Origin of the sequence: Thalassovita aquimarina (genome assembly GCF_018219815.1) — a bacterium.
GTDB classification, from domain to species: domain Bacteria; phylum Pseudomonadota; class Alphaproteobacteria; order Rhodobacterales; family Rhodobacteraceae; genus Thalassobius; species Thalassobius aquimarinus.
The window spans coordinates 1-22,366 of record NZ_JADMKU010000003.1 but is presented as its reverse complement, the minus strand read 5'-3'; the positions used below and the strand labels follow the sequence as shown (position 1 = coordinate 22,366).

Here is a 22,366-nt window from a genome sequence, read left to right as displayed (position 1 = left end):
GCGGCACGCCATTTTTTGTCTGTTTCCCAGTAGCGTAGGCGATGGTTTTTACCTCACGAAATGCCGATTTCGGATTGGCTGATGCAAAGTTTGCATGGGCATGCGTGGGGAAAGTCCGCCCGGCGACACCGCTGAAGAACGACCTGCACCAACGGGCAGGGCCGATGGGCCGCTTTGGAAAACGCATGGGTTCTAGTGGGGCTCAGAGATCGATGGGTGGCAGCGCCGATCGACCGAGGGCGAAATCGGCCGCGCGTTCGCCGATCATTAGAGCTGAGGCATTGGTGTTGGCGGCGGGCATGTCGGGGATGATCGAGGTGTCGGCCACGCGCAGCCCGGCGATCCCATGCACGCGTAATTCATGGTTCACCACGTTGCGCGGGTCCTCGGCCGGACCCATCCGGCAGGTGCCCATCAGGTGATAGGTCGTGTTGCCGTTTTTCCGGGCATGTTCCAGCAATGCGGCATCACTGGCGGCGGTGGGGCCGGGCCAGCTTTCGGCCTCGACATACTGCGCGAAAGGCGCGGCTCCCGCGATCTTGCGCGCCAGCCGCATGGCAGCCACGATGGCGCGCCGGTCGGTTTCCTCGGCCAGATAATTCGGCTGGATCTCGGGCGCCTGCATCGGGTCGGGCGACAGGGCGCGCACATGCCCTCTGCTGAGTGGGCGCTGCTGCCAGCAGGCCATCGTCGCGCCGGGGAAGCGGTCCAGACCGGACCACACCCCGCCCGGATAGCTGGCGGGGGTGAAGGAAACTTGGATATCGCCGCGCGGCAGCGCCGGGTCGGATTTGCCGAAGCAGTAGAGCAGGGTGGGGGTCAGCGCCAAGGCGCCCTTGCGAAACAGGGCGTAACGCGCCAGTTCCACCAGCAGTGGCAAGCTGCGCACGCGCTCGTTGATCGTCTTCGCCCCGCGGATGCGCAGCACCATGCGCGCGGCGTAATGATCTTGCAGGTTGTCGCCGACGCCGGGCAGGGCGTGAAGCGGGGTCAGGCCTGCGGCACGCAGGCGTTCCGGGTTTCCGATACCGGAGAGTTGCAAGATATGGGGTGAGCCCACGGCGCCAGCCGACAGGATGACCTCTCGTCGGGCGCGCACGATGTGATCCTGCCCGCCCTTCCGATAGGCGACGCCGACGACGCGGCGGCCTTCCATGACCAGACGCTGAACATGCGCGTCGGTGCGGACCTCGGTGTTGCCCCGCCGTATCGCCGGAAACAGGTAGGCCCGCGCCGGGCTGACCCGCCGCCCGCGATGGATCGAGCGCTGGACATAGGCGATGCCGTCTTGCGTGGCGCCGTTGTAATCGGGGTTGCGCGGGATGCCGAGCGTTCCGGCGGCCTCCATGAAGGCCTCGCACAGCGGCTCGGGCGCGTCGATATCGGTGACGGTGAAGGGGCCCGAGCGGCCACGGTAGGTATCGTCGCCGGGGCCGACCCGGCGTTCGCAACGTTTGAAATAGGGCAGTACCTCGGCATAGCCCCAGCCGGGATTGCCCTGTGCCGCCCAGCCGTCGAAATCGGACGCGTCGCCACGGGTGTAGACATGGCCGTTGATCGCCCCGGTGCCGCCCAGAACCTTGCCCCGGCTTTGCAGGATCGACCGTCCGGCGGTGCCCTCAGAGGGTGCGGTGCGGAACATCCAGTCGAGCTTGGGATTGCCGAGCGCATAGACCACTGCGGCCGGGACGTGGATTGCGAGGTGGCGGTCATGGCCACCGGCCTCCAGCACGCAGACGGTGCCGTTGTTCGTCTCGGACAGCCGCCCGGCCACGACCGAACCCGCGCTGCCCGCGCCGATCACGACAAAGTCGAAACTGTCATCCGTGGTCACAGTTTGATGCCGACATTCTTGGTCTGGACGTAGCCCAGCAGCGCCTCTTGTCCCTTTTCGCGACCATAGCCCGACCGCTTCATGCCGCCAAAGGGCGTTTCCACCCCGCCGGCCCACCATTGGTTGACGTAGACCTGACCCGCGACCAACCGGTCGGCGACCGTATGGGCCAGCGTCAGGTCGCGGGTGTAAAGCCCCGCAGCCAGCCCGTAATCGGTACCGTTGGCGATGGCGATGGCCTCTTCCGTGGTGTCGAACGGGATGACGACGACCACGGGACCAAAGAATTCCTCCTGCGCGATGCGCATGTCGGGGCGGACATCGGTGAAAACGGTGGGCGCCATGAAGTACCCGTCCAGCCCCGCAACGCGGGTGCCGCCGGTGGCCAGCATCGCGCCTTCCGACACGCCCGCGCGGCACAGCGCCTCGACCCGGTCAAGCTGCCGGGCCGAGATCAGCGGGCCCAGATCGCAGTCGTCGATGCCGGGGCCGACGCTGAGCGCCTCGGCCTTGGCGACCAGGCGAGAGACCACCTCGTCATAGACCGAACGATGCACGATCAGCCGCGACCCGGCCGAACAGATCTGGCCCGCATGCTTGAAGATTCCCGCTGCGGCGCTGGCTGCGACCTGGCCGAGATCGGCATCGGGAAAGACGATGCCGCCCGACTTGCCGCCCAGCTCCATCACGCAGGGGATCACCCGTTCGGCCGCTGCGCGCAGCACGCTCTTGCCGGTCTCGACCGAGCCGGTGAAAACGATATGATCGATATCGTCATGCGCCGCCAGCGCGGTGCCCGCTTCGGCCCCCAGTCCGCAAACGATGTTGACCGCACCCTCGGGCACGCCTGCGCGTTCGCAGGCCTCGGCAAACAGGAACAAGCTGAGTGGTGAATCCTCCGGCGATTTCAGGACCACGGTGTTGCCGGTGACAAGCGCGCAGGCGATCGAGCGCGCGCCGACCGGCAGCGGCCCGTTCCAGGGCACGATTTGGGCCGAAACGCCATACGGTGCGTGGATGGTGTAATCCAGCAGCCCTGCGCCCAGCGGAATCTGGCGCCCCTCCAGCTTGTCGGCCATGCCGCCGTAGTAGCGCAGGTAGCGTTGGGTCAGGGGGATCTCGTCCCGGCCGTTGGCCAGTGTCTTGCCGTTGTCGTAACACTCCACCGCAGCGATTTCGTCGGCGGCCTTGTCCAGTTCGTCGGCGATGCGGAACATCAGCGCGCCGCGTTCGTGCGGCGGCATGTCCAGCAGAACACGCGAATTGAAACAGGCACGCGCCGCGGCGACGGCAGTGTCGATGTCGCGGGCGGTTCCGCGTGCGACTTCGCATATCGGCTGGCCTGTCGCCGGATTCGAGACGGCGAGACGGCCACCTTCGCTGCCGTCCACCCATTTTCCGCCGATGTAGTTTTTCCAGTAAGGGCGAATTTCAGTGATCATGGCGCTCTCCCACGGGGGCAGGCGGGGCCTGCGGACGTTTGCTTTCAATGCAGGGGATAATCACCGAGGCCGGGAGCTATGGCGAATGCTGAAATCGGATGCTGCCATGCCAAACTTGCATGCGGCCAAGAGCCCTTTTCATGCCGCGCGCCGTTCTGTTACGCTTGACCTTGGGTCAGCCTTGGGGGCATTGCACGGCCGGGAGGATATTATGGAAATTAAGTGGCTTTTGGACTTCCTCTCGCTCGTGGACACGCGCAATTTTTCGCGTTCGGCGGATGAGAGGGCAACCACTCAGCCGGCTTTCAGTCGTCGGATCAAGGCGCTGGAGGAATGGATCGGGGCCACCCTTTTCGACCGCAGCCAGCACCCGATCGAGCTTACGGCGGCGGGCCAGCGGTTCCGCCCCGTGGCCGAGGAAGTGTTGCGCCGCCTGTTGCAGAGCCGCGAAGAAATCCGGCAGATCGGCGAAAATACCGAAAGCACGATTTCCTTTTCCGCGACGCACAGCCTGTCGCTGGTCTTCTTTCCCAGTTGGATTCGCCGGATCGAACGCGACACCGGTATTCTGAGAACCCGGCTGGAGTCGAACAAGATCGGGACCTGCGTGCAGGCGCTGATGCGCGGTGAATGTCATTTCATGCTCAGCCCGACCCACAGTTCCGTGGAAATGCAATTGCCCGAGGATCGGTTTTCATCGGTCGCCGTGGGCGTGGACCGGCTGCTGCCGGTTTCGGCCCCGAATGAGGATGGCGAACCGATCCACGCCCTGCCGGGGAGTAAGGACCGGCCGGTGGATTACCTGGCCTATGTCGGGTCGGCCGCCAGCGGACAGGCGGTGGATTTCCTTCTCAAGCACCACGATCAGGCGCCGGTGCTGCAACGGGTGTTCGATTCGCACATGGCGGGGGTTCTGAAATCGATGGCAGTGCAGGGGCGGGGCGTCGCCTGGTTGCCGGAAAGCGAGATTCTGCCCGAACTGGAAACTGGGGCGCTGGTTCTCGCCGGGCCCGAAACCTACATCATCCCGTCCGAAATCCGACTGTTCCGCAGCCTTGAGCCGTTGCCCCGCGCCGCAGAGGAATTCTGGCAGCGGATGGTCGATGCAGGATCGGCATCGGCATAGACGGAGCTTGCATTGGCCGCCTCCGGACAAGGCCGCTAAGTTCGGGGCATCAACAATGCGAGGTCCGATTATATGTCCGAACAACAGCCGTGTAGGGTTGCCCTCCTTGGCCTGATGCTGGAAAGCAACAGCTTCGCGCCGGTTACCACCGAAGAGGACTATGTCAACCGGGTCTACCTGGCCGGTGATGAGATTCTGACCGACCTCGCCAGTTCCGATCCGATGCTCCCTACCGAACTGCGAGGCTTCTGTAAGGAGATGGACAGTCGGATAGACTGGACGCCGGTGCCGATTCTCGTCGGACTAGTGGAGGCTGGCGGCCCGCTGGACCACAAGTTCTTTGAGCTGAGCCTCAATGAGATGAAGAAAAGGCTTGAGGCGGCGATGCCGCTGGACGCTGTCTATATCTCCAACCACGGTGCGATGATCACCACCGAGAACAATGATCCCGACGGCGAGATATTTGCAATGGTGCGAGACATCGTTGGCCCCGACGTGCCGATCGTTGTTACGCTGGACCTGCACGGCAACGTTTCGCAGCGCATGGTCGATTGTGCCGACGTGATCGTGGCCTATCGGACCAATCCCCATGTCGACATGCTGTCCCGCGGCAAGGAAGCTGCAAGTGCGCTGCTGGAGCTGTTCGGCGGTATCATTCCCGACGTGTCCTTCCTGCGCCTGCCGGTCACGCCTCCCACCGTGACCCTGCTGACCGAAAGCGGCCCTTATGCCGACCTGATCAATTACGGCCAGACCCTGATCGACGAGGACATCCTGAACGTTTCGATTCTGGGCGGCTTTGCCTATAGCGACACGCCCAAGAATGGGCTGGCTATCATCGTGACCGCACGGTGGGCCAACGGCGCAGCCGAACGTGTCGCCCGCCAGATCGCCGAGCGCGCCTGGTCCGATCATGAACGCTACACCCCGATCCTGACACCGCTGGACGAAGCCGTCGAACGCGTTCTTGAGGTCGGCCGTGATCCGAGCCTGAAACCGGTCATTCTGGCAGACGTCGCCGATAATCCCGGCGGCGGCGGCAATGGCAACACGATGTGGATCATCGAGGCCCTGCACAAGGCCGGCGCGACCGGCGTGATCGCGGGCGTGATCAACGACCCGGCGCTGGCCGATGAGGCCACCGATCTGGGTGAGGGAGCCAGCTTCACCGCAGTGTTCAATCGGGTTGAACCCGATCAGTTCTCGCGCCGCTTCGAGGTTGAGGCCAAGGTGCTGCGCGTGCGCGACGGCGATTGCGTCGGGCGGCGCGGTTTCTATGCCGGGCGGCGGATGAACCTCGGGCGTAGCGTGCTGCTTGATCTGGGGGGCATCCAGGTCGTGGTGATCTCGATCCGCACACAGTGCGCGGATCCGATGTTCCTCGAGATGATGGGGCTCGATATTGGAAAGGCACGCGCCGTGGTGGTGAAATCGCGGGGTCATTTCCGCGCCGGGTTCAACGAGTTCTTCGACCATGACCAAGTCATCGAAGTGGATGCGCCCGGCCTGACCTCTCCGATACTTTCGCGGTTCGATTTCAAGAATTTGCCGCGTCCGGTATTCCCGGTGGATCAGGAGGTGGATTGGGTGATCCCGGCCTGACTTCGACGCTTCTGACCCGACTTTCAAGACCGTCCCCGGCCCCTGCTCCGGTGGACGGTCTTTTTGCATCTGCCGTTCGCGGTCATACCATTGCGGCATAGCTCCATCCGGACTTGGCATTTCGTTTGATCAAGGAGCGCTCGTAGTCTTTGGCTTGCGACTAATTCTCCGCACCCAACAGGGAGACTACTTAGAATGAAAAAGACCAAGAAACCACTCGCCAAATTCATCGCTGCCGCCGCGACTGCCGCTCTGTTTGCCGCGGCGCCGGCAATGGCCGAAACCATCAAGTTCGGGATGAATGCGCCGCAAGGTGACAACCCGGAATGGAACGCGTTGGTGGCGTTCAAGAACCATGTTGAATACAAGACCGAGGGCGAAATCACCGTCCAGCTGTTCCCCAGTGCCCAACTGGGCGCGGAACGCGCCTGCGCCGAGCAGGTGCAGCAGGGCACGGTCGAGGTCTGCCTGGTGGACACCGGTGCGCTGGCCGGGTTCTACAACGACATCCAGGTGCTCTCGATCCCTTACCTGTTCAAGTCGTCGGCCCATGCCTGGAAAGTGTTCGACAGCCCGTTCTTCGCCAACCTGGCCGAGGACATGCGCACCGAGACCGGCATCCGCGTGATGGCCTGGGGTGAAAACGGCTTCCGCGACTTCACCAACAACGTGCGCCCGATCCGCAGCCCCGAGGACCTCAAGGGCCTCAAGATGCGCGTCATGGAAAGCCCGGTCTTCATGCGCTTCGTCGAATCCTTCGGCGCCGCCGCAACCCCGATGCCGGGTTCCGAGATTATCATGGCCGCCAAGCAGGGGGTGATCGACGGTCAGGAAAACCCCGCCCAGGTGAACTATGACTACAACCTGATGGACGTGCAAAAATACATGTCCACCGACGAGCATATCCTGGGTGTCCACGCCTACATCATCTCGGACAAGTTTTTCGACAAGCTGACCGACGATCAGAAGGCGATCGTGATGGAGGCGGCGCTGCTGGCCTCGCGCATCGAGAACACTCAGAAGTTGGCTGGTGCCAAGAAATACATCGACCTGATCAAGGAAAAGGGCGTCGAAATCCACATGACCTCGATGGCAGAGAAGGCCGCCTTTGCCGAAGTTTCGCAGGAGCCGGTGCTGGAATACCTGCGCGAGCAGGTCGGTGCCGAGCTGGTGGCGGATCTGCTGGAGACGGCAGCTTCCTACGAACCGACGCTGTATGGCAAATAAGACCTGAACAGGCATAGCTAGGGATGGGAAGCGCCTGCATGGCGCTTCCCGTTCGCCTTCCGGCCGCAGGGCCGGGGGGCGGCAATAGGGTAGGAGGCAGGAACGTGCAGGGCACGCTATTAAGATGGGCGCTGATCCTCGCCAGGGGGACGGAAACGGTGGCTGCGATCCTGCTGATCGCGGTGATCGCGATGAACCTGGCGCAGGTGTTTTTCCGTTATGTTCTGGTCGACCCGATCTCGTGGTCGGAAGAAACCATGCGCTACACCACCACCTGGATGGTGATGCTGGCCGCCGCGCCCGCGCTTTTGCGACGCGAGCATATGGAGGTCAGCCTGTTCGACAGCGTCCGTTCGGAACGGCTGCGCCGGTTGGTGGGGCAGCTGGTGCATCTGTGCGTGGCAGGTTTCTGCGTGCTGCTGATCGTGAAGGGTTTCCCGGCCGCGATCGACAACATGCGGCAGGTTTCCCCTGCGGTGCGTATCCCGATGACCATTCCCTATATGGCGATCCCGGTCGGCGCGGTGCTGGTCCTGATCAACACGCTTTGCATGATGCTGCTGCCCGCCGAGGCGCTGGCACAGCTGGAAGACGGGGAGGGCGCGCCATGATCGCGATGGCCATTGCATTCGTGGTGACGCTGGCGATCGGGGTGCCCATCGTCTTTGCCCTGGGCATCGCCGGGGCAGTGGGTCTGTATGCGCTGGACCTGGACCTGATCACGGTGCCCACGCGTCTGTTTACCGGCATGGACAATTTCGTGCTGCTGGCGGCTCCTTTTTACATCCTCGCGGGCGAGATCATGAACCGCGGCGGCATTACCGAGCGGCTGATCCGTCTGGCCGGCCTGATCACCCGCGGGGTGCCGGGCGGCACGGCCTATGCCAATGTGTCGTCCTCGGTGCTGTTCGCCGGCATCTCGGGCGCGGCGGTGGCCGACACGGCGGCGCTTGGGCAGGTCTTTATCAAGGGCATGCCGAAAGAGGGCTATGACAAGAATTACGCCGCTGCGGTCACCATCGCGTCGTCGATCATCGGCCCGATCATCCCGCCTTCGGTCATCATGATCATCTATGCCGCGGTGACGCGGCTGTCGGTGATCGACCTCTTCGTGGCGGGCATCGTGCCGGGGCTGATGCTGGCAGGCGCGATGTGGCTGGTGATTTTCCTGCAGGCGCGCGGCGACCGGCTGCCGCGGTCGCAGCACCGGGTGGAGCGGCACGAGATCATGGTGATGATCCGCGACGGCCTGCTGGTGATGGGGCTGCCGGCGCTGATCGTGGGCGGGACGCTCATGGGCGTGTTCACCGCGACCGAGGCTGGGGGCGTGGCCGTTCTCTATGCGCTGGCTGTGTCCTGGCTGGTCTTCCGCACGATGGACTGGCCCAGCCTGTGGGAGTCGCTGAAGCGCGCGGCGCGTATCACCGCGACCATTTACCTGATCATCGCTGCGGCGACGGTGGTGTCTTACGTGCTGACCATCGGCGGGATCGGCATGATGGTGCAGTCCTTTGCAGCGCAGTTCGCGGGAAACCCGACCCTGTTCCTGATGGCACTGGCGGCGGTGCTGCTGCTGGTCGGTACGTTCCTGGAGCCGGGCGCCGCGATCGTGCTGATCGTGCCCATGCTGATGCCGGTGACGGCCTCGATGGGGATCGACCCCATGCAGCTGGGCATGGTGGTGATCCTGACGCTGACGCTGGGGTTGATCACGCCGCCCGTGGGGGTGTGCCTGTTCGTCGCCTGCCGCATCGCCGACAGCCCGGTGATGCCGATCTTCCGCGCGGTGTTGCCCTTCCTGCTGGTGGAACTGGGGGTCGTGGTGCTGCTGGTGCTGATCCCGGAACTGACCTCGACCCTGCCGGCGCTGCTGCGCTGAGCAGGCCCCGGGAGGTCCCGGAAAAGAAAACGCCCGGCCAGACGGCCGGGCGTTTCGGTTTCAGCGGGTGTGGATCGCTTACCAGCCGTTCACGCGCGACCAGACGGCAACGATGTCGGTGCCGTTGCCTTCGTCGCTGTCCACGACGTAATAGCGGTCATACATCGCCACCGTCATGCAGACATGGTTGGGATAGATCCGCAGGCGGCGGCCGATGGGATAATCCTCCAGCCGCTGGCCTTCGCACATCGGCACGAGGCCGTGTTCCTGATAGACCCGCGTGACGATCAACTGCGGCGCGACGATCTTGCCCGCGATATCGCCCACCAGGCCGAAGCCAACGTCGTTGGACACGTTTTCGGTGCTGCGGTCCTTGGACAGGGCCAGCGCGCCTGCGTCCACCGTCAGGTGGTTGAGGTCCGGGCGGTGGCTGGACACGTCGGTCAGCACCGATATCGCCAGATCGTCGAGCGTGCAGGACAGGATCTGCGCCTGGAACACGTCGCCGAACATGTAAACTCCGGCGCGCGCCTCGGTGACGCCATCAAGGTGGCGGGCATGCAGCGCGGTGGGGGTGGACCCGATGCTGACGGTGCGGCAGTCGATCCCGGCCGCGCGCACCGCTTCGGCCGCGGTGACGGCGGCGAGGCGCTCGGTCTCGGCCAGCGCTTCGATCTCTTCCAGCGACCGGCAGCCATAGGAATGGCCCGCATGGGTCATCACCCCGTCGAAATCCACATTCGGCGCGGCATCCAGGATGCGGGCGATTTCCGTCACCTGGTCAGAGTCGGGCAGGACCCCGGTGCGGTTTTCGCCGCAGTCGATTTCGATCTGGACATAGAAGGTGGTGTCGATCCGCCCGTTCGCGTCCGCGATGGCGCGGGCGACCCCCGCGTTATCGGTAATCAGCGCCACCTTGGCGCCACCAGCCTGGATGGCGGCCACGCGTTCCAGCTTGTCGGGGGTGATACAGACGGCATACTGGATGTCACGGATGCCATGGCTGGCGAAATATTCGGCCTCGCACAGGGTTGAAACGGCAATGCCCTGCGTTTCGTCATTCAAAACCATGCGTGCCACGTCGATCGACTTGGCGGTTTTCAGATGCGGGCGCAGGGCGACACCGTTGCGGGCGCAGGCATCGGCCATGCGGCGCAGGTTGCGCGCCAGTTTCGCACGATCGAGAACGAGGCTCGGGGTGGGCAGGTCGTAGAGTGTTTTCGGGGTCATTATGGTAGCCCTTACAGGTGTTGTATTCGCCGCCGTGGGGCGCGTTCCGCGCGGCGCCGAGACGGGGTTGAAACGGCTGTGCCCCACAGCCGGGCGCGGCCTGAAACAGTGCGGAGATCTTATTGCGACTCCAGGATGAATTCTTCGATCATGACATTCATACCGGCCAGCAGGCCGCCATCGACGGGCAGTGCGGCGCCGGTGATATACTTGGCATCATCGGAGGCCAGGAACGACACGGCCTTGGCCACGTCTTCGGGTTCGGCCACGCGACCCATCGGGTACCAGCGCGCCAGCTTGTTGAAAACGTCGGGGTCCTTCTTGATGCGGATTTCCCAGGATGCGTTTTCGGTCCGCACCGAACCGGGCAGCACCGCATTGCAGCGGATGCCATGCTTGCCGTATTCCGACGCGACCGACTGGGTGAGGTTGATCACCCCGGCCTTTGCCGCGCTGTAGGCGGGATTGCCGAAGAAACGCACGCCGTTCACCGACGAGATGTTCACCACCACCCCGCCGCCGCGGGCCTTCATCCCGGGCAGGATGGCGCGCAGGCAGTGGTAGGGGCCGTTGAGGTTCACGTCGACTTCGCGGTGCCAGTCGGTCAGCGCGATCCCGTCCAGATCGCCGGCATCGGTGAAACCCGCGTTGTTCACCAACAGGCCGATCGGCCCCAGTTCGGCCTCGGTTTCGGCCACGGCGCGTTCAACGGCGCCGAAATCGGTGATGTCCGCGGTTTTGCACGCCGCCTTGTGCCCGGCCTCGCGCAGCAGGCGGGCGGTGTCCTCGGCCTGTTCGCCGTTGATATCCAGCACGCAGACGGTGGCGCCCTCCTGTGCCAGGCGCATCGCAATGGCTCGGCCGATGCCGTGCCCGGCGCCGGTGACAAGCGCCACGGTGTTAGAGTGGTCGGGCATTGGGGCTCCTTTCGTCCTCAGGCCAGGGCAGCCGCGATCCAGTCCAGAGACTGCAGGCGGAAATGGCCGTAGTTGTAAAAAGAGACCGACGCGGGGTTGAGCCTGCGCAGGGCCTGAACGGCCCGCGCGACGTCTGCCGCGTCGGTCAAGTGGGGGAAGGTTGGGCGCAGGATGAAGCCGAGATCGGCCTCTGCGCCAGCAGCATTGCGCGCTTCGGCGGCGTCATTTTCGATAGCTTCCACACCGCATTGGTAGGCGGGCAGTTCCAGCCGGTCAGCTGCAGCGGCGAGACGGGAAAGGTCACTGCCTTCGATCCAGCACAGGCTGTTGGGGGTCTGAGTGGTGGGGATCACCGCCAGTTTCACGGCGTTTGGCAGGGTGGCGCGGATTTCGGCCACCAGATCGGCCACGACTCCGGCGCGCCATTCGTGCAGCGCCTGCCAGTCGGGATCGGTCGCCGGGTCGGTACCGGGAACCGCCCCGGTGGCGAAGAAACGGTCGAGTTGCGTAACGGTGTCTTGGGCCAGCCGCCCCATGTCCAGCCCGTGTTCGCCGACGCCCTTGCGGCAGGCCGGGCAAAAACAGGTGCCGAGCATGGTCTGCACCGCATTGTGTAGTTCGATCAGTTCGAATTCGTGGTGATGGCCGTGTCGGAAGGCCTGCCAGCCGGGGGTTTCGAGCGCGATTTCCCGCACTCCCTCTTGCGCTGCCGTATCTGCGCAGAGCGCGATGAGGTAATGTTGAACTTCAGGCTGCGCCGGGCATAGCGAATTGATCAGCGGGTCGCCGTAAACGGTCTGCGCGGTCAATTCCGGGTTCGCCTTACCTAAGCGCGAATTGTGCAGCCCAACCGTCCAGGCGGTCACTTTCAGGTCGGGGGCATGACAGGCCAGTTCGTGCAGCGCATCGTAACTTTCGGCCAACTGCGCGCGCTGCGATGCAAGGCGGCCATAGCGCGCCGCGTTGGGGGGGAAATAGACTGTGCCAGCCTCTGGGAAATAGACCTTGCCCTTGGGCGAGTGTGGCCGGAGGAATTTACCCGAGTGATAGCTTGTGGCCAGTGTAATGCTGTCGATTCCCGCCGCCCGTAGGCGATCGGCCACGATCTGGGCGCCTTCATCGCGTAGGTCCCAAGGGTAAAGATACATGCTATGCCGTGTCATCGCGGCGCTTTCGATCCGGGCTGGCTGTCGTTACTGGCAGGGTAGGGGAAGCCGTGCCGCCCGGCCAATGCCGAGAAAACATCGTGTGTTTCAGAATCGGCATTCGGCATTCGGGCCCCGAAAGGCATAATCTGATACAAACTTGTGCGCCGCCGCTCATGCGGAAATCGAAAATGGCGTCCGCGAATAACAGGAGACTAACATGAAGAACATCGTTGTTACCGGCGGGAGCGGGAAAGCCGGCCGTGCCGTGTGCCGGCACCTGGTCGAGCAGGGTTACAAGGTTCTCAACATCGACATTCAGCCGTCGTCGGATCCGGTATGCCCGTTCTACAAGGTCGACCTGAATGACCGTGGGCAGGTGATGGACGCGCTGCAGTGGACCGGCGGCAAAGACCACCCGTTCCGCGAATTCAGCACTCCCGACGCGGTCGTGCATTTTGCCGCCATCCCCGCGCCCGACCTGCTGCCCGAAGATGTGACCTTCCGTAATAACATGGTCAGCACCTACAACGTGTTCGACGCCGCCCTGCGCGTCGGCGTCAAGCGAATCCTCTGGGCCTCGAGCGAGACTACGCTGGGGCTGCCGTTTAGCCCTGAAAATCCGCCTGCCTACGCGCCTGTGGACGAGGATCACCCGATGCGGCCTGAAAGCGCCTATTCGCTGTCCAAGGACCTGGGTGAGGAAATGGCCCGCCAGATGCAGCGCTGGAATCCCGACACCACCTTCATCGGCTTGCGCCTGTCCAACGTGATGGAACCTGGCGATTATGATCGCTTCCCCACTTTCCAGGACGATCTGAATTTCCGCCAGTGGAACCTTTGGGGCTATATCGACGCGCGCGACTGCGCCCAAGCCGTGCGCAAGGCCTTGCATGTCGATTTCGTGGGGGCTGACAACTTCATCATCGCGAATGCTGATACCGTGATGGAGAAGACCAGCGCAGAACTGATGGCTGAAGTTTACCCTGACGTTCCCGTCAATGGCGAATTGGAGCCGCACCAAACGCTTCTGTCGATCGAAAAGGCCCGCCGCGTGCTGGGCTACGAACCGGAATTTTCCTGGCGCGCGCGCTAAACCGCCCGCCTGACCCTTGTTTTTAAAGGCCCGGCCGCCCTTGCGTGGCCGGGCCCATCGTGGTTAGATCGCAAATCTTCACGATGCCCGATCCACATACGATCATGCAATAATTCTATTTTCCAGAACGTAAGATTCGCCGCAGACTTTCCCTGTCAAACCGTTTCAGCACCGCCGCCCGAGCGGTGGCGTCGGTAAAAAAGTTCGATAGAGGAGATACCCTGATGATACCCGTAAAGAGGACAACCCTGGCCGCTTCGGCTCTGACGCTCGGCGTCATGGCTGGCACTGCCTTCGCCGAGACCACCGTGGATTTCACCGTGGCCGAGTATAGTTCCAAGACCGGCCCCTTTTTCGAAGAGGTGGCTACCGCCTTCGAAAAAGAAAACCCGGGCATCGACATCAACATCGAGGTGGTGCCGTGGGACACGCTGCTGCAACGCCTGACCACCGATATCGCCGGCGGCGCCGCGCCTGACATCTCGATCATCGGTACGCGCTGGCTGCTGGATTTTGCCGAGCAGGGTATCGCCGAACCGGTAGATGACTATCTGACGCCCGAGTTCAAGAGCACCTTCATCGACACTTTCATGGCGCCCTCGGTGATCGACGGTAAGATCATGGGTTTGCCGGTTGCCGCCTCGGCCCGCGCAATGTTGGTCAATATGGATCTGTTCGAAAAGGCCGGAGCCAAGCCGCCGGAAACTTGGGACGAGCTCTATGATGCCGCGAAAAAGATCTCGGCTCTGCCCGACAGCTATGGCTTTGGCCTGCAGGGTAAAGAAATCGAAACCGACGCCTATTTCTACTACTCTCTGTGGACCCATGGCGGCAACATTTTGAACGAAGATGGCACGTCGGGCTTGGCCTCTCCTGAGGCGATCGAAGCAGCGACGCTCTACAAGAAAATGCTGGATGAGGGCCTGACACAGCCGTCGCCGACTAACTACAGCCGCGAAGACCTCTTCAACATGTTCAAGCAGGGCAAGGTTGGCATGGTCTTCACCTTCCCGATGCTTATCCCGCAGATCCAGGAAGAGGCGCCCGACCTGAACTACAAGGTCATGCCGTTCCCGGAAAAGGCGGCCAAGGCGACCTATGGTGTGACCGACACGCTGATGGTGTTCGCAGATTCCGACGCCAAGGAAGAGGCATGGAAGTTCATCGAGTTCGCTTACAAGGACGAATGGCGCACCAAGTTCGACCACGGCGAGGGCTTCCTGCCGGTGACCAAGAACGTTGCTGCCGAGGACTACTACAAGACTGACAAGGACATCGCCGGTTTCGCCGCTGGTCTGCCCTACGCAAAGTTCGCGCCGACGATCGCCAACTGGGAAGAAATCGCCGACGTGACCACACGCGCGATGCAGCGTGTCTATCTGGGGCAGCAAACCCCGGAAGAGGCTCTGACTGCCGCTGCGTCCGAGATCAACAAGATCCGTGGCAAGTAAACCTCTACCTGTTGGGGGCGGCCTTGTGCCGCCCCTGCTTTTTTCCCGCTGGCCTGTGCCGGCATCGACTTTTTCGGGTGACTGAATGAAATCCCTCAACGGCTTCAAGCCACTTGCGATGATCTTTCCCGGCCTGTTGCTGGCGCTTTTCATCATCGGCTATCCGGTGCTGGACCTGGCCAACACCTCGCTGCAGGAAGTCAGCCGCTTCGGGCAACTGCGCGGTTTCACCGGGTTCGATAACTTCGCCGAAGTATTTGCGGACCCGTTGTTCTGGGAGTCGCTGTATCGGACGGCGATCTGGACGGTCACTGTGGTCGGCGGAACTCTGATCATCTCGTTACCGATTGCGATTATCCTGAATGACGATTTCTATGGTCGCGGCGTCGCGCGGGTGATCATCATGCTGCCCTGGGCGATTTCGCTGACCATGACCGCGGTGGTCTGGCGGTGGGCGCTGAACGGGCGAGCTGGGCTGTTGAACGCCACGCTGATGGATATGGGTGTCCTGGCCGAACCGATCGAATGGCTTGCCGAGGCGCAGCTTGCCTTCACCGTCGAGATAATGGTCGGTATCCTGGTGTCGATCCCGTTCACTACGACGATTTTCCTAGGTGGGCTGTCGTCGCTGCCACAGGATTCCTACGAGGCGTCGATGGTCGATGGCGCGACCCGCTGGGATCAGTTCCGCCACATCACGTTGCCGATGATGAAACCCTTCATCAACATCGCCATCGTGCTGAACGTGATCTACGTCTTCAATTCGTTGCCGATCATCTGGGTGATGACAGAGGGCGGTCCGGCGAATGGTACCGATATCCTGGTCACCTATCTCTACAAGCTGGCTTTCCGTTTCGGGCAACTCGGCAAGGCTTCTGCGATTTCGCTGATCATGTTCGGTGTGCTCCTGATCTTCACCATCATCTATGTCGCGCTGGTGATGCGGGGTGAAAATGACAGCGATGCGGGGAAGGACGAATAAGATGTCGAGCAAGCTAAAAAAGTCGCTGATCTACTGGGCCATCCTGTCTCCGCTGATGGTGGTGATCCTGTTCCCTTTCGCGGTGATGTTCGTTACCGCCGTACGCCCGCGGGACGAATTGTTCGTCTTTCCTCCGCGCTGGGGCTTCAGTGAATTCCGATGGGGTAATTTCGCCGAGATGTGGGTCAAGACCAACTTCGGCGAGGCGTTGTTCAACAGCCTCTATGTCAGCGTACTGTCGACGGCGCTGGCGCTGGCGCTCAGTATCCCGGCGGCCTATGCCCTGTCGCGTTACCGTTTTCGCGGCAAAGGGGCCTATCGCACCTTCCTGCTGATGACGCAGATGATGTCGCCTATCGTGCTGGTACTGGGGCTGTTCCGTCTGATGGTGGCCCTTGGCATGGTCAACAACCTCAACTCGCTGGTGCTGACCTATGCCGCGTTCAACATGGCTTTCACGATCTGGATGCTGCAAAGTTATTTCAGCACCATCCCGCGCGATCTGGAAGAAGCCGCCTGGATCGACGGCGCCAGCCATTTCACCAGCCTGACACGCATCTTCCTGCCACTGGCGGTGCCGGCGATGGCCGTCACCGGGATCTTCAGCTTTATCAATGGCTGGAACGAATTCGTGCTGGCGCTGACCATGATCCGATCGTCCGACGATTTCACTTTGCCGGTGCAGATCTATTCGCAGGTTGCCGGGCGTTTCCAAGTGGAATGGCACCACGTCATGGCGGGCACGGTACTGGCCACGGTACCGGTGGCGATCGTGTTCTCATGGCTTCAGAAATACCTCATCCGCGGCATGGCGCTGGGCGCCGTGAAATAACCCCGGACGTAACAATACAGGAAGAAGACAATGGCCTCTGTCACCATCCGGAATGTCGAAAAATCCTTCGGCGCAATGAAGGTAATTCACGGTGTCGATATAGACGTCCAAGATCACGAATTCGTCGTTCTCGTCGGGCCGTCGGGCTGTGGCAAGTCCACGCTGCTGCGGATGATCGCGGGTCTCGAGACGATCTCGGGCGGCGAGATCGTGATCGGCGACAAGGTGGTAAACGACGTGCCGCCGCGCGACCGGGATATCGCGATGGTGTTCCAGAACTATGCGCTCTACCCGCATATGTCGATTTTTGACAACATGGGCTTTAGCCTGAAGTTGCGTAAGCGCCCGAAAGCCGAGATCGAGGCCAAGGTGAAGGATGCCGCTGATATCCTGAATCTGACCTCCTATCTGGACCGTTCTCCGGCGCAGCTCTCGGGCGGCCAGAGGCAGCGGGTGGCGATGGGCAGGGCGCTGGTGCGCGACGCGCAGGTATTCCTGTTCGACGAGCCGCTTTCGAACCTCGACGCCAAGCTGCGCGTTGTCATGCGGACCGAGATCAAAGCCCTGCACCAGCGGCTCAAGACCACGTCGGTTTACGTTACCCATGATCAGATCGAGGCCATGACCATGGCCGATCGCATCGTGGTCATGAATGCCGGCCGTGTGGAGCAGGTGGGTGCACCGCTGGAGCTGTACGACAGCCCTGCAAATCTGTTTGTTGCGGGCTTTCTGGGATCTCCGTCGATGAATTTCATCGAGGGCCGCTACCTTCGTGACGGCGATACCGCGCAGGTGATCTGTGCGAATGGCACCGCGCTTCCGGCTCCGGTCGTGTCCTCGGCTTGGAACGAAAAGCAGGTGGTTCTGGGCGTGCGGCCTGAGCACATGCACTTGGCCGACGGGGGCGAGGGCGCCGCCGCCACGGTTGATGTGGTGGAGCCGACCGGTGCGAATATCGAGGTATTGGCGGATTTGGCCGGAGAGCGTGTTTGTGCGGTGTTCAGCGAACGCCATCCGTTCCGTCCCGGCGAAAAGATCGAGTTGGGTTGGGATTTGAACAAGGTGCACCTGTTCGATCCCGATAGCGGCAACAGGATCTGAAAGGCTTGGAAAGATGAAAAAGACAGTTGCCCGGGGAAACGCGAAACCCAACTCGGCTTCGGTGTCACCATGACGCAGGAAACTTGCCGCTCCGTTCTCGTAAGGGAACGGGAAAACGCGGTCTGATGAGGGGCACTCTCATGGATATACCCACCTACGATGACATGCTTGCTGCGCATGAGCGCATAAAACCGCATATCCGCCGTACACCAATCCTGCGATCGGATTACCTGAGCGAATTGGCGGGGGCAGAATTGTACTTCAAATGCGAGAGCCTGCAAGAACCCGGCGCTTTCAAGGTGCGCGGCGCATCGAACGCGGTCTTCGGTCTCAATGAAGAGCAGGCCAGGAAAGGTGTGGCGACCCATTCCTCTGGCAACCACGCGCTTTGTCTCAGTTACGCTGCCGGTCGCAGAGGTATTCCCTGCAACGTGGTCATGCCGCGTACTGCTCCGAAAGCCAAGAAAGATGCCGTGCGCCGTTACGGTGGCACGATCACTGAATGCGAACCGTCCACGTCTTCTCGCGAAGAAACCTTCGCGAAGGTGCAGGCCGAAACGGGCAGCGAGTTCGTCCACCCCTACAATGACCCGCGCGTGATCGCCGGTCAGGGGACCTGCGCAAAAGAGATGATCGAACAGACCGATGGCCTCGACATGGTCGTGGCGCCCATCGGCGGTGGCGGCATGGTGTCCGGCACCTGCCTCACGCTTTCGACGCTTGCGCCCGAAACCCGGATCATCGCGGCCGAACCCGAACAGGCAGATGACGCCTTTCGCAGCTTCAAGGCCGGGCACATCATAGCCGACGACGCGCCGGAAACCGTCGCCGATGGGCTGAAGGTGCCGCTCAAGGACCTGACGTGGCACTTCGTGTCGAACCACGTCACCGACATTCTGACGGCCTCGGAACAGGATATCGTCGACGCGATGAAGATCACTTGGAAATACCTGCGTGTCGTCATGGAACCATCCAGCGCCGTGCCGCTGGCGACCGTTTTGAAAAACAAGGACCGGTTTGCGGGTAAGCGCGTCGGTCTCGTTATCACCGGCGGAAATGTCGATCTCGACAAACTGCCATGGCTCACGTGAAGGGGGGTTGGCTCATGAGCGCACAGGACAAATTTAAAGATCTGGAAGTGGGTTTCGACGTTCCTGCGCTGCCGGGTATGGACGAGGCTGACATCCAGACACCCTGCCTGGTGCTGGACCTCGATGCGCTGGAGCGGAACATCAAGAAAATGGGCGACTATGCCAAGGCCCACGGTATGCGCCACCGCGTGCACGGCAAGATGCACAAATCGGTCGACGTCGCGAAACTGCAGGAACGTCTTGGCGGGGCGGTGGGCGTCTGCTGCCAGAAAGTGTCCGAGGCGGAAGTCTTTGCCCGCGGCGGCATCAAGGATGTGCTGGTCTCGAACCAGGTCCGCGACCCGCTGAAGATCGACCGGCTGGCGCGGCTTCCCAAGCTCGGCGCGCGCATCATCGTCTGTATCGACGATATCGACAACGTGGCCGAGCTGTCGGCGGCGGCTGAGAAACACGGCACGCAGATCGAGTGTTTCGTCGAAATCGACTGCGGCGCGGGCCGCTGCGGCGTGACGACGACCGAAGATGTGGTGAAGATCGCCAAGGCCGTCGATGCCGCCGACAACCTGAAATTCACCGGCATTCAGGCCTACCAGGGCGCGATGCAGCACCTCGACAGCTACGAGGACCGCAAGGAAAAGCTGGATGTCGCCATCGCGCAGGTGAAGGAAGCGGTCGAGGGCCTGAAGGCCGAGGGGCTGGACCCGGAACTGGTTTCAGGCGGCGGCACCGGCAGCTACTATTTTGAAAGCAATTCCGGCGTCTACAACGAGCTTCAGTGCGGGTCCTACGCCTTCATGGATGCCGATTACGGCCGCATCCTCGACAAGGATGGCAACCGTATCGATCAGTGCGAATGGGAAAACGCCTTTTTCATTCTGACCCAGGTGATGAGCCACGTTAAGGCGGACAAGGCCATCGTCGATGCCGGCCTCAAGGCCCAATCGGTCGATAGCGGATTGCCGGTCGTCTATGGCCGCGACGACGTGGAATACATCAAGTGCTCCGACGAGCATGGCGTCGTCACGGATCCGAACGGAGCCTTGAAGATCAACGACAAGCTCAAGCTGGTTCCCGGCCACTGCGACCCGACCGCCAACGTGCATGATTGGTATGTCGGCGTGCGGGACGGCAAGGTGGAATGCGTCTGGCCCGTGTCGGCCCGAGGGCGCGCCTACTGAGCCGGCGGTACCGAGACTTGGAGGGCTGGTTCAAAAGACGCCAGATGGCCCGCGTGCAGGCTTGCTCTCCGGTAGAGGCACACGGGCGCAGGAATTCTAATGGGAGAAAGACATGCTGATCGTACCCGAACGCGAAATTGCCGACCTGATGACCCGCGAAGCGGCCTTCGATGCCGTCGAGAAGGTCTTTGCCGCCATGGCGTCCGGTGATGCCTACAACTTCCCCGTCGTGCGCGAGGCGATCGGGCACGAGGATGCGCTTTACGGCTTCAAGGGCGGTTTCGACCGCGCCGGCCTGACGCTGGGCCTCAAGGCCGGGGGTTACTGGCCGAACAACCTGGAAAAGCGCGGGCTGATCAACCACCAGTCGACCGTCTTCCTGTTCGACCCCGACACCGGCAAGGCGAGCGCGATGGTGGGTGGCAACCTGCTGACCGCCCTGCGCACCGCCGCGGCCTCTTCGGTGTCGATCAAGCATCTGGCCCGCGAAGACGCCAAGGTCATCGGCATGATCGGTGCCGGCCACCAGGCAAAATTCCAGCTCCGCGCGGCGCTGGAGCAGCGTGATTTCGAAAAGGTCATCGGCTGGAACCTGCACCCGGAAATGCTTCCCAATCTGCAGGAGGTCGCGGACGAGGCCGGGGTCCCGTTCGAGGTGGTCGAACTCGACGGAATGGTGGAGGCGGACGTGATCATTTCGATCACCTCCTCCTTCGACGCGATCTTGGGCGCGGATCAGGTCAGCCCCGGCACCCACATCGCCTGCATGGGCACCGACACCAAGGGCAAGCAGGAGGTCGACCCGCAGCTTCTGGTCAAGGCGGATGTGTTCACCGACGAGGTGGCCCAGTCGATCAGCATCGGAGAGGCTCAACATGCCGTGGCCCAGGGCCTGATCGTGGAAACGGACATCGCCCAGATCGGTGCGGTGATCAACGGCACCAATCCGGGCCGCATCTCGGACGATCAGATCACGCTGTTCGACGGAACCGGTGTCGGTCTTCAGGATCTCGCCGTTGCGGCGGCAGTCGTCGACTTGGCCGTCGAAAAGGGCATCGCGATCGAAGTAGACTTCTGAGGGAAGGCGGGCCGGTCCCTTGCATTGCGCGCGTTGACCATTCGGACGCGAGTGTGAAGAGGCTGCCTCCTTCGCAAGCCAGATCGGCAGGAAACAGAGGAGAAGTAAGATGCATCAGGCAATTCAAAACGGCAACGTGGCGGTCGTCACCGGTGGCGCCTCGGGCATCGGGCTGGAAGCGGCGCGGCGCCTTGGCGGGCAGGGGATGCGCGTCTGCATCGCCGACCTGGCCGGGGAAAAGCTGGATCAGGCCGCGACCGAATTGCGCGATGCGGGGATCGAGGTGCTGGCGGTACCTACCGACGTCGCCGATCCCGACCAGCTGCGCGCGCTTGAAAAACGGGTCACGGGGGAACTGGGACCGGTCAGCGTGCTGATGAACAATGCCGGGATGCAGCCCGGAAGCTCGATCTTCGATGCCGAACAGAACTGGCAGCGCATCATCGACGTGAACATGTGGGGCATCATCCGCGGCTCGCAGATATTCGCGCCGGGCATGATTGCTTCGGGACGGCCGGGGTTGATCGTCAATACAGGGTCCAAGCAGGGCATCACCACGCCACCGGGCGATCCGGCCTATAACGTGTCGAAAACCGGCGTGAAAACCTTCACCGAGGCATTGCAGCACGAGCTGCGCAACACCGAGGGCTGCAAGGTCGAGGCGCGGCTGTTCATCCCCGGTTTCGTCTTCACCCCGCTGACCGCGTGCGGCCGGACGGAAAAGCCTGCGGACGCCTGGACGCCGCAGCAGGTGGTTGATTTCCTGCTCGAATCCCTCGGCCGCGACGATTTCTATATCTTGTGCCCCGATAACGACGTCGACCGCGCCACCGACGAAAAGCGGATCGCATGGGCGGCAGGCGACATCACCGAAAACCGCCCGCCCCTGTCGCGCTGGCATCCCGACTACGGCGCATCGTTCAAGGAATGGCTCGACTCGTGATCCGGTCGGCACGCAGGATAAAAAAACGCCTGTCGTATCGCGGCGATCCTGTCCGGCGCGGCCATCGCGGCCTGCTGCATGAGATCGCTACCTAAGAGTCGATCTTCATCCGCGCTGTGATTGATGCGCTGTAATTGACCTGCCACGGGATTTTTCCACCATTTGGAACTAGAGTCCGCCCCAACATGAGGACGGACAATGAAACGAACGAG

Annotated in this window: 20 protein-coding genes; 14 read left to right on the top strand and 6 right to left on the bottom strand. The window is 62.2% G+C overall.

Annotated features, from left to right (window positions below; all coding sequences use genetic code 11):
- Positions 1-202: 202 nt before the first annotated feature.
- Both IT775_RS21550 and IT775_RS04295 read right to left on the bottom strand, forming a co-directional pair.
- The gene (locus tag IT775_RS21550) at positions 203-1,834 is read right to left on the bottom strand and encodes a GMC family oxidoreductase (RefSeq protein ID WP_212699861.1); all 1,632 of its coding nucleotides are present in this window, start codon (positions 1,832-1,834) and stop codon (positions 203-205) included.
- Complete coding sequence (locus tag IT775_RS04295; RefSeq protein WP_212699860.1) at positions 1,831-3,276, bottom strand: aldehyde dehydrogenase family protein; 1,446 nt, start codon at positions 3,274-3,276, stop codon at positions 1,831-1,833. Before IT775_RS04295 ends, IT775_RS21550 begins: the two co-directional genes overlap by 4 nt.
- Between IT775_RS04295 and IT775_RS04290 the strand changes: the two genes are divergently transcribed.
- The 5 genes from IT775_RS04290 (at position 3,275) to IT775_RS04270 (ending at position 9,110) form a co-directional block, all read left to right on the top strand.
- Positions 3,275-4,402: a LysR family transcriptional regulator gene (locus IT775_RS04290; RefSeq protein WP_343231109.1), complete on the top strand. Its 1,128-nt coding sequence runs from the start codon at positions 3,275-3,277 to the stop codon at positions 4,400-4,402. The two genes, IT775_RS04295 and IT775_RS04290, sit on opposite strands and share 2 nt — an antisense overlap.
- Before the next feature lie 72 nt (positions 4,403-4,474).
- The gene (locus IT775_RS04285; protein WP_281414334.1) at positions 4,475-6,004 is read left to right on the top strand and encodes a M81 family metallopeptidase; all 1,530 of its coding nucleotides are present in this window, start codon (positions 4,475-4,477) and stop codon (positions 6,002-6,004) included.
- Between the two features lie 195 nt (positions 6,005-6,199).
- On the top strand, positions 6,200-7,231 hold the full coding sequence (locus IT775_RS04280) for a DctP family TRAP transporter solute-binding subunit (RefSeq protein WP_212699857.1): 1,032 nt from the start codon (positions 6,200-6,202) through the stop codon (positions 7,229-7,231).
- Between the two features lie 104 nt (positions 7,232-7,335).
- The gene (locus IT775_RS04275) at positions 7,336-7,842 is read left to right on the top strand and encodes a TRAP transporter small permease (protein ID WP_212699856.1); all 507 of its coding nucleotides are present in this window, start codon (positions 7,336-7,338) and stop codon (positions 7,840-7,842) included.
- The gene (locus IT775_RS04270) at positions 7,839-9,110 is read left to right on the top strand and encodes a TRAP transporter large permease (protein ID WP_212699855.1); all 1,272 of its coding nucleotides are present in this window, start codon (positions 7,839-7,841) and stop codon (positions 9,108-9,110) included. Before IT775_RS04275 ends, IT775_RS04270 begins: the two co-directional genes overlap by 4 nt.
- A 78-nt stretch (positions 9,111-9,188) precedes the next feature.
- Here IT775_RS04270 and IT775_RS04265 read toward each other — a convergent pair whose 3' ends face one another.
- From IT775_RS04265 to IT775_RS04255, 3 genes are all read right to left on the bottom strand, one after another.
- Positions 9,189-10,340 carry an alanine racemase gene (locus tag IT775_RS04265; protein ID WP_212699854.1) on the bottom strand — a complete coding sequence of 384 codons (1,152 nt, stop codon included), beginning with the start codon at positions 10,338-10,340 and terminating at the stop codon, positions 9,189-9,191.
- Between the two features lie 119 nt (positions 10,341-10,459).
- Complete coding sequence (locus IT775_RS04260) at positions 10,460-11,257, bottom strand: SDR family NAD(P)-dependent oxidoreductase (protein WP_212699853.1); 798 nt, start codon at positions 11,255-11,257, stop codon at positions 10,460-10,462.
- Between the two features lie 17 nt (positions 11,258-11,274).
- Positions 11,275-12,420 (bottom strand): hypothetical protein, encoded by a 1,146-nt coding sequence (locus tag IT775_RS04255; protein WP_212699852.1) that lies wholly within the window; start codon positions 12,418-12,420, stop codon positions 11,275-11,277.
- 202 nt (positions 12,421-12,622) lie between these two features.
- Between IT775_RS04255 and IT775_RS04250 the strand changes: the two genes are divergently transcribed.
- From IT775_RS04250 to IT775_RS04210, 9 genes are all read left to right on the top strand, one after another.
- A complete protein-coding gene (locus tag IT775_RS04250) occupies positions 12,623-13,498 on the top strand; it encodes an NAD-dependent epimerase/dehydratase family protein (protein ID WP_212699851.1) in 876 nt (291 codons plus the stop codon).
- Positions 13,499-13,722: 224 nt separating this feature from the next.
- Positions 13,723-14,949 carry an ABC transporter substrate-binding protein gene (locus tag IT775_RS04245; protein ID WP_212699850.1) on the top strand — a complete coding sequence of 409 codons (1,227 nt, stop codon included), beginning with the start codon at positions 13,723-13,725 and terminating at the stop codon, positions 14,947-14,949.
- A gap of 85 nt (positions 14,950-15,034) precedes the next feature.
- A complete protein-coding gene (locus IT775_RS04240; protein ID WP_212699849.1) occupies positions 15,035-15,931 on the top strand; it encodes a carbohydrate ABC transporter permease in 897 nt (298 codons plus the stop codon).
- A gap of 1 nt (position 15,932) precedes the next feature.
- Positions 15,933-16,763, top strand: coding sequence for a carbohydrate ABC transporter permease (locus IT775_RS04235; RefSeq protein ID WP_212699848.1), 831 nt, complete (start codon positions 15,933-15,935; stop codon positions 16,761-16,763).
- 30 nt (positions 16,764-16,793) lie between these two features.
- A complete protein-coding gene (locus IT775_RS04230) occupies positions 16,794-17,864 on the top strand; it encodes an ABC transporter ATP-binding protein (RefSeq protein WP_212699847.1) in 1,071 nt (356 codons plus the stop codon).
- A 125-nt stretch (positions 17,865-17,989) separates the two neighbouring features.
- Positions 17,990-18,955, top strand: coding sequence for a beta-hydroxyaspartate dehydratase BhcB (gene bhcB / locus IT775_RS04225; RefSeq protein WP_212699846.1), 966 nt, complete (start codon positions 17,990-17,992; stop codon positions 18,953-18,955).
- 14 nt (positions 18,956-18,969) lie between these two features.
- Positions 18,970-20,133 carry a 3-hydroxy-D-aspartate aldolase BhcC gene (gene bhcC, locus IT775_RS04220; protein WP_212699845.1) on the top strand — a complete coding sequence of 388 codons (1,164 nt, stop codon included), beginning with the start codon at positions 18,970-18,972 and terminating at the stop codon, positions 20,131-20,133.
- 112 nt (positions 20,134-20,245) lie between these two features.
- On the top strand, positions 20,246-21,211 hold the full coding sequence (gene bhcD, locus IT775_RS04215; protein WP_212699844.1) for an iminosuccinate reductase BhcD: 966 nt from the start codon (positions 20,246-20,248) through the stop codon (positions 21,209-21,211).
- 109 nt (positions 21,212-21,320) lie between these two features.
- Positions 21,321-22,154: an SDR family NAD(P)-dependent oxidoreductase gene (locus IT775_RS04210; protein WP_212699843.1), complete on the top strand. Its 834-nt coding sequence runs from the start codon at positions 21,321-21,323 to the stop codon at positions 22,152-22,154.
- Here IT775_RS04210 and IT775_RS04205 read toward each other — a convergent pair.
- Positions 22,118-22,366, bottom strand: a 249-nt coding sequence (locus IT775_RS04205) for a hypothetical protein (RefSeq protein WP_212699842.1), incomplete at its 5' end; no start/stop codon positions are given. The two genes, IT775_RS04210 and IT775_RS04205, sit on opposite strands and share 37 nt — an antisense overlap.

Coding starts and splice junctions, on each gene's coding strand:
- bhcB (WP_212699846.1), top strand. CDS start 17,990: ATGAGGGGCACTCTCATGGATATACCCACCTACGATGACATGCTTGCT.
- IT775_RS04210 (WP_212699843.1), top strand. CDS start 21,321: ATGCATCAGGCAATTCAAAACGGCAACGTGGCGGTCGTCACCGGTGGC.
- IT775_RS04285 (WP_281414334.1), top strand. CDS start 4,475: ATGTCCGAACAACAGCCGTGTAGGGTTGCCCTCCTTGGCCTGATGCTG.
- IT775_RS04280 (WP_212699857.1), top strand. CDS start 6,200: ATGAAAAAGACCAAGAAACCACTCGCCAAATTCATCGCTGCCGCCGCG.
- IT775_RS04245 (WP_212699850.1), top strand. CDS start 13,723: ATGATACCCGTAAAGAGGACAACCCTGGCCGCTTCGGCTCTGACGCTC.
- IT775_RS04250 (WP_212699851.1), top strand. CDS start 12,623: ATGAAGAACATCGTTGTTACCGGCGGGAGCGGGAAAGCCGGCCGTGCC.
- IT775_RS04255 (WP_212699852.1), bottom strand. CDS start 12,420: ATGACACGGCATAGCATGTATCTTTACCCTTGGGACCTACGCGATGAA.
- IT775_RS04270 (WP_212699855.1), top strand. CDS start 7,839: ATGATCGCGATGGCCATTGCATTCGTGGTGACGCTGGCGATCGGGGTG.
- bhcC (WP_212699845.1), top strand. CDS start 18,970: ATGAGCGCACAGGACAAATTTAAAGATCTGGAAGTGGGTTTCGACGTT.
- IT775_RS04295 (WP_212699860.1), bottom strand. CDS start 3,276: ATGATCACTGAAATTCGCCCTTACTGGAAAAACTACATCGGCGGAAAA.
- IT775_RS04235 (WP_212699848.1), top strand. CDS start 15,933: ATGTCGAGCAAGCTAAAAAAGTCGCTGATCTACTGGGCCATCCTGTCT.
- IT775_RS04260 (WP_212699853.1), bottom strand. CDS start 11,257: ATGCCCGACCACTCTAACACCGTGGCGCTTGTCACCGGCGCCGGGCAC.
- bhcD (WP_212699844.1), top strand. CDS start 20,246: ATGCTGATCGTACCCGAACGCGAAATTGCCGACCTGATGACCCGCGAA.
- IT775_RS04290 (WP_343231109.1), top strand. CDS start 3,275: ATGGCGCTCTCCCACGGGGGCAGGCGGGGCCTGCGGACGTTTGCTTTC.
- IT775_RS04240 (WP_212699849.1), top strand. CDS start 15,035: ATGAAATCCCTCAACGGCTTCAAGCCACTTGCGATGATCTTTCCCGGC.
- IT775_RS04265 (WP_212699854.1), bottom strand. CDS start 10,340: ATGACCCCGAAAACACTCTACGACCTGCCCACCCCGAGCCTCGTTCTC.
- IT775_RS04230 (WP_212699847.1), top strand. CDS start 16,794: ATGGCCTCTGTCACCATCCGGAATGTCGAAAAATCCTTCGGCGCAATG.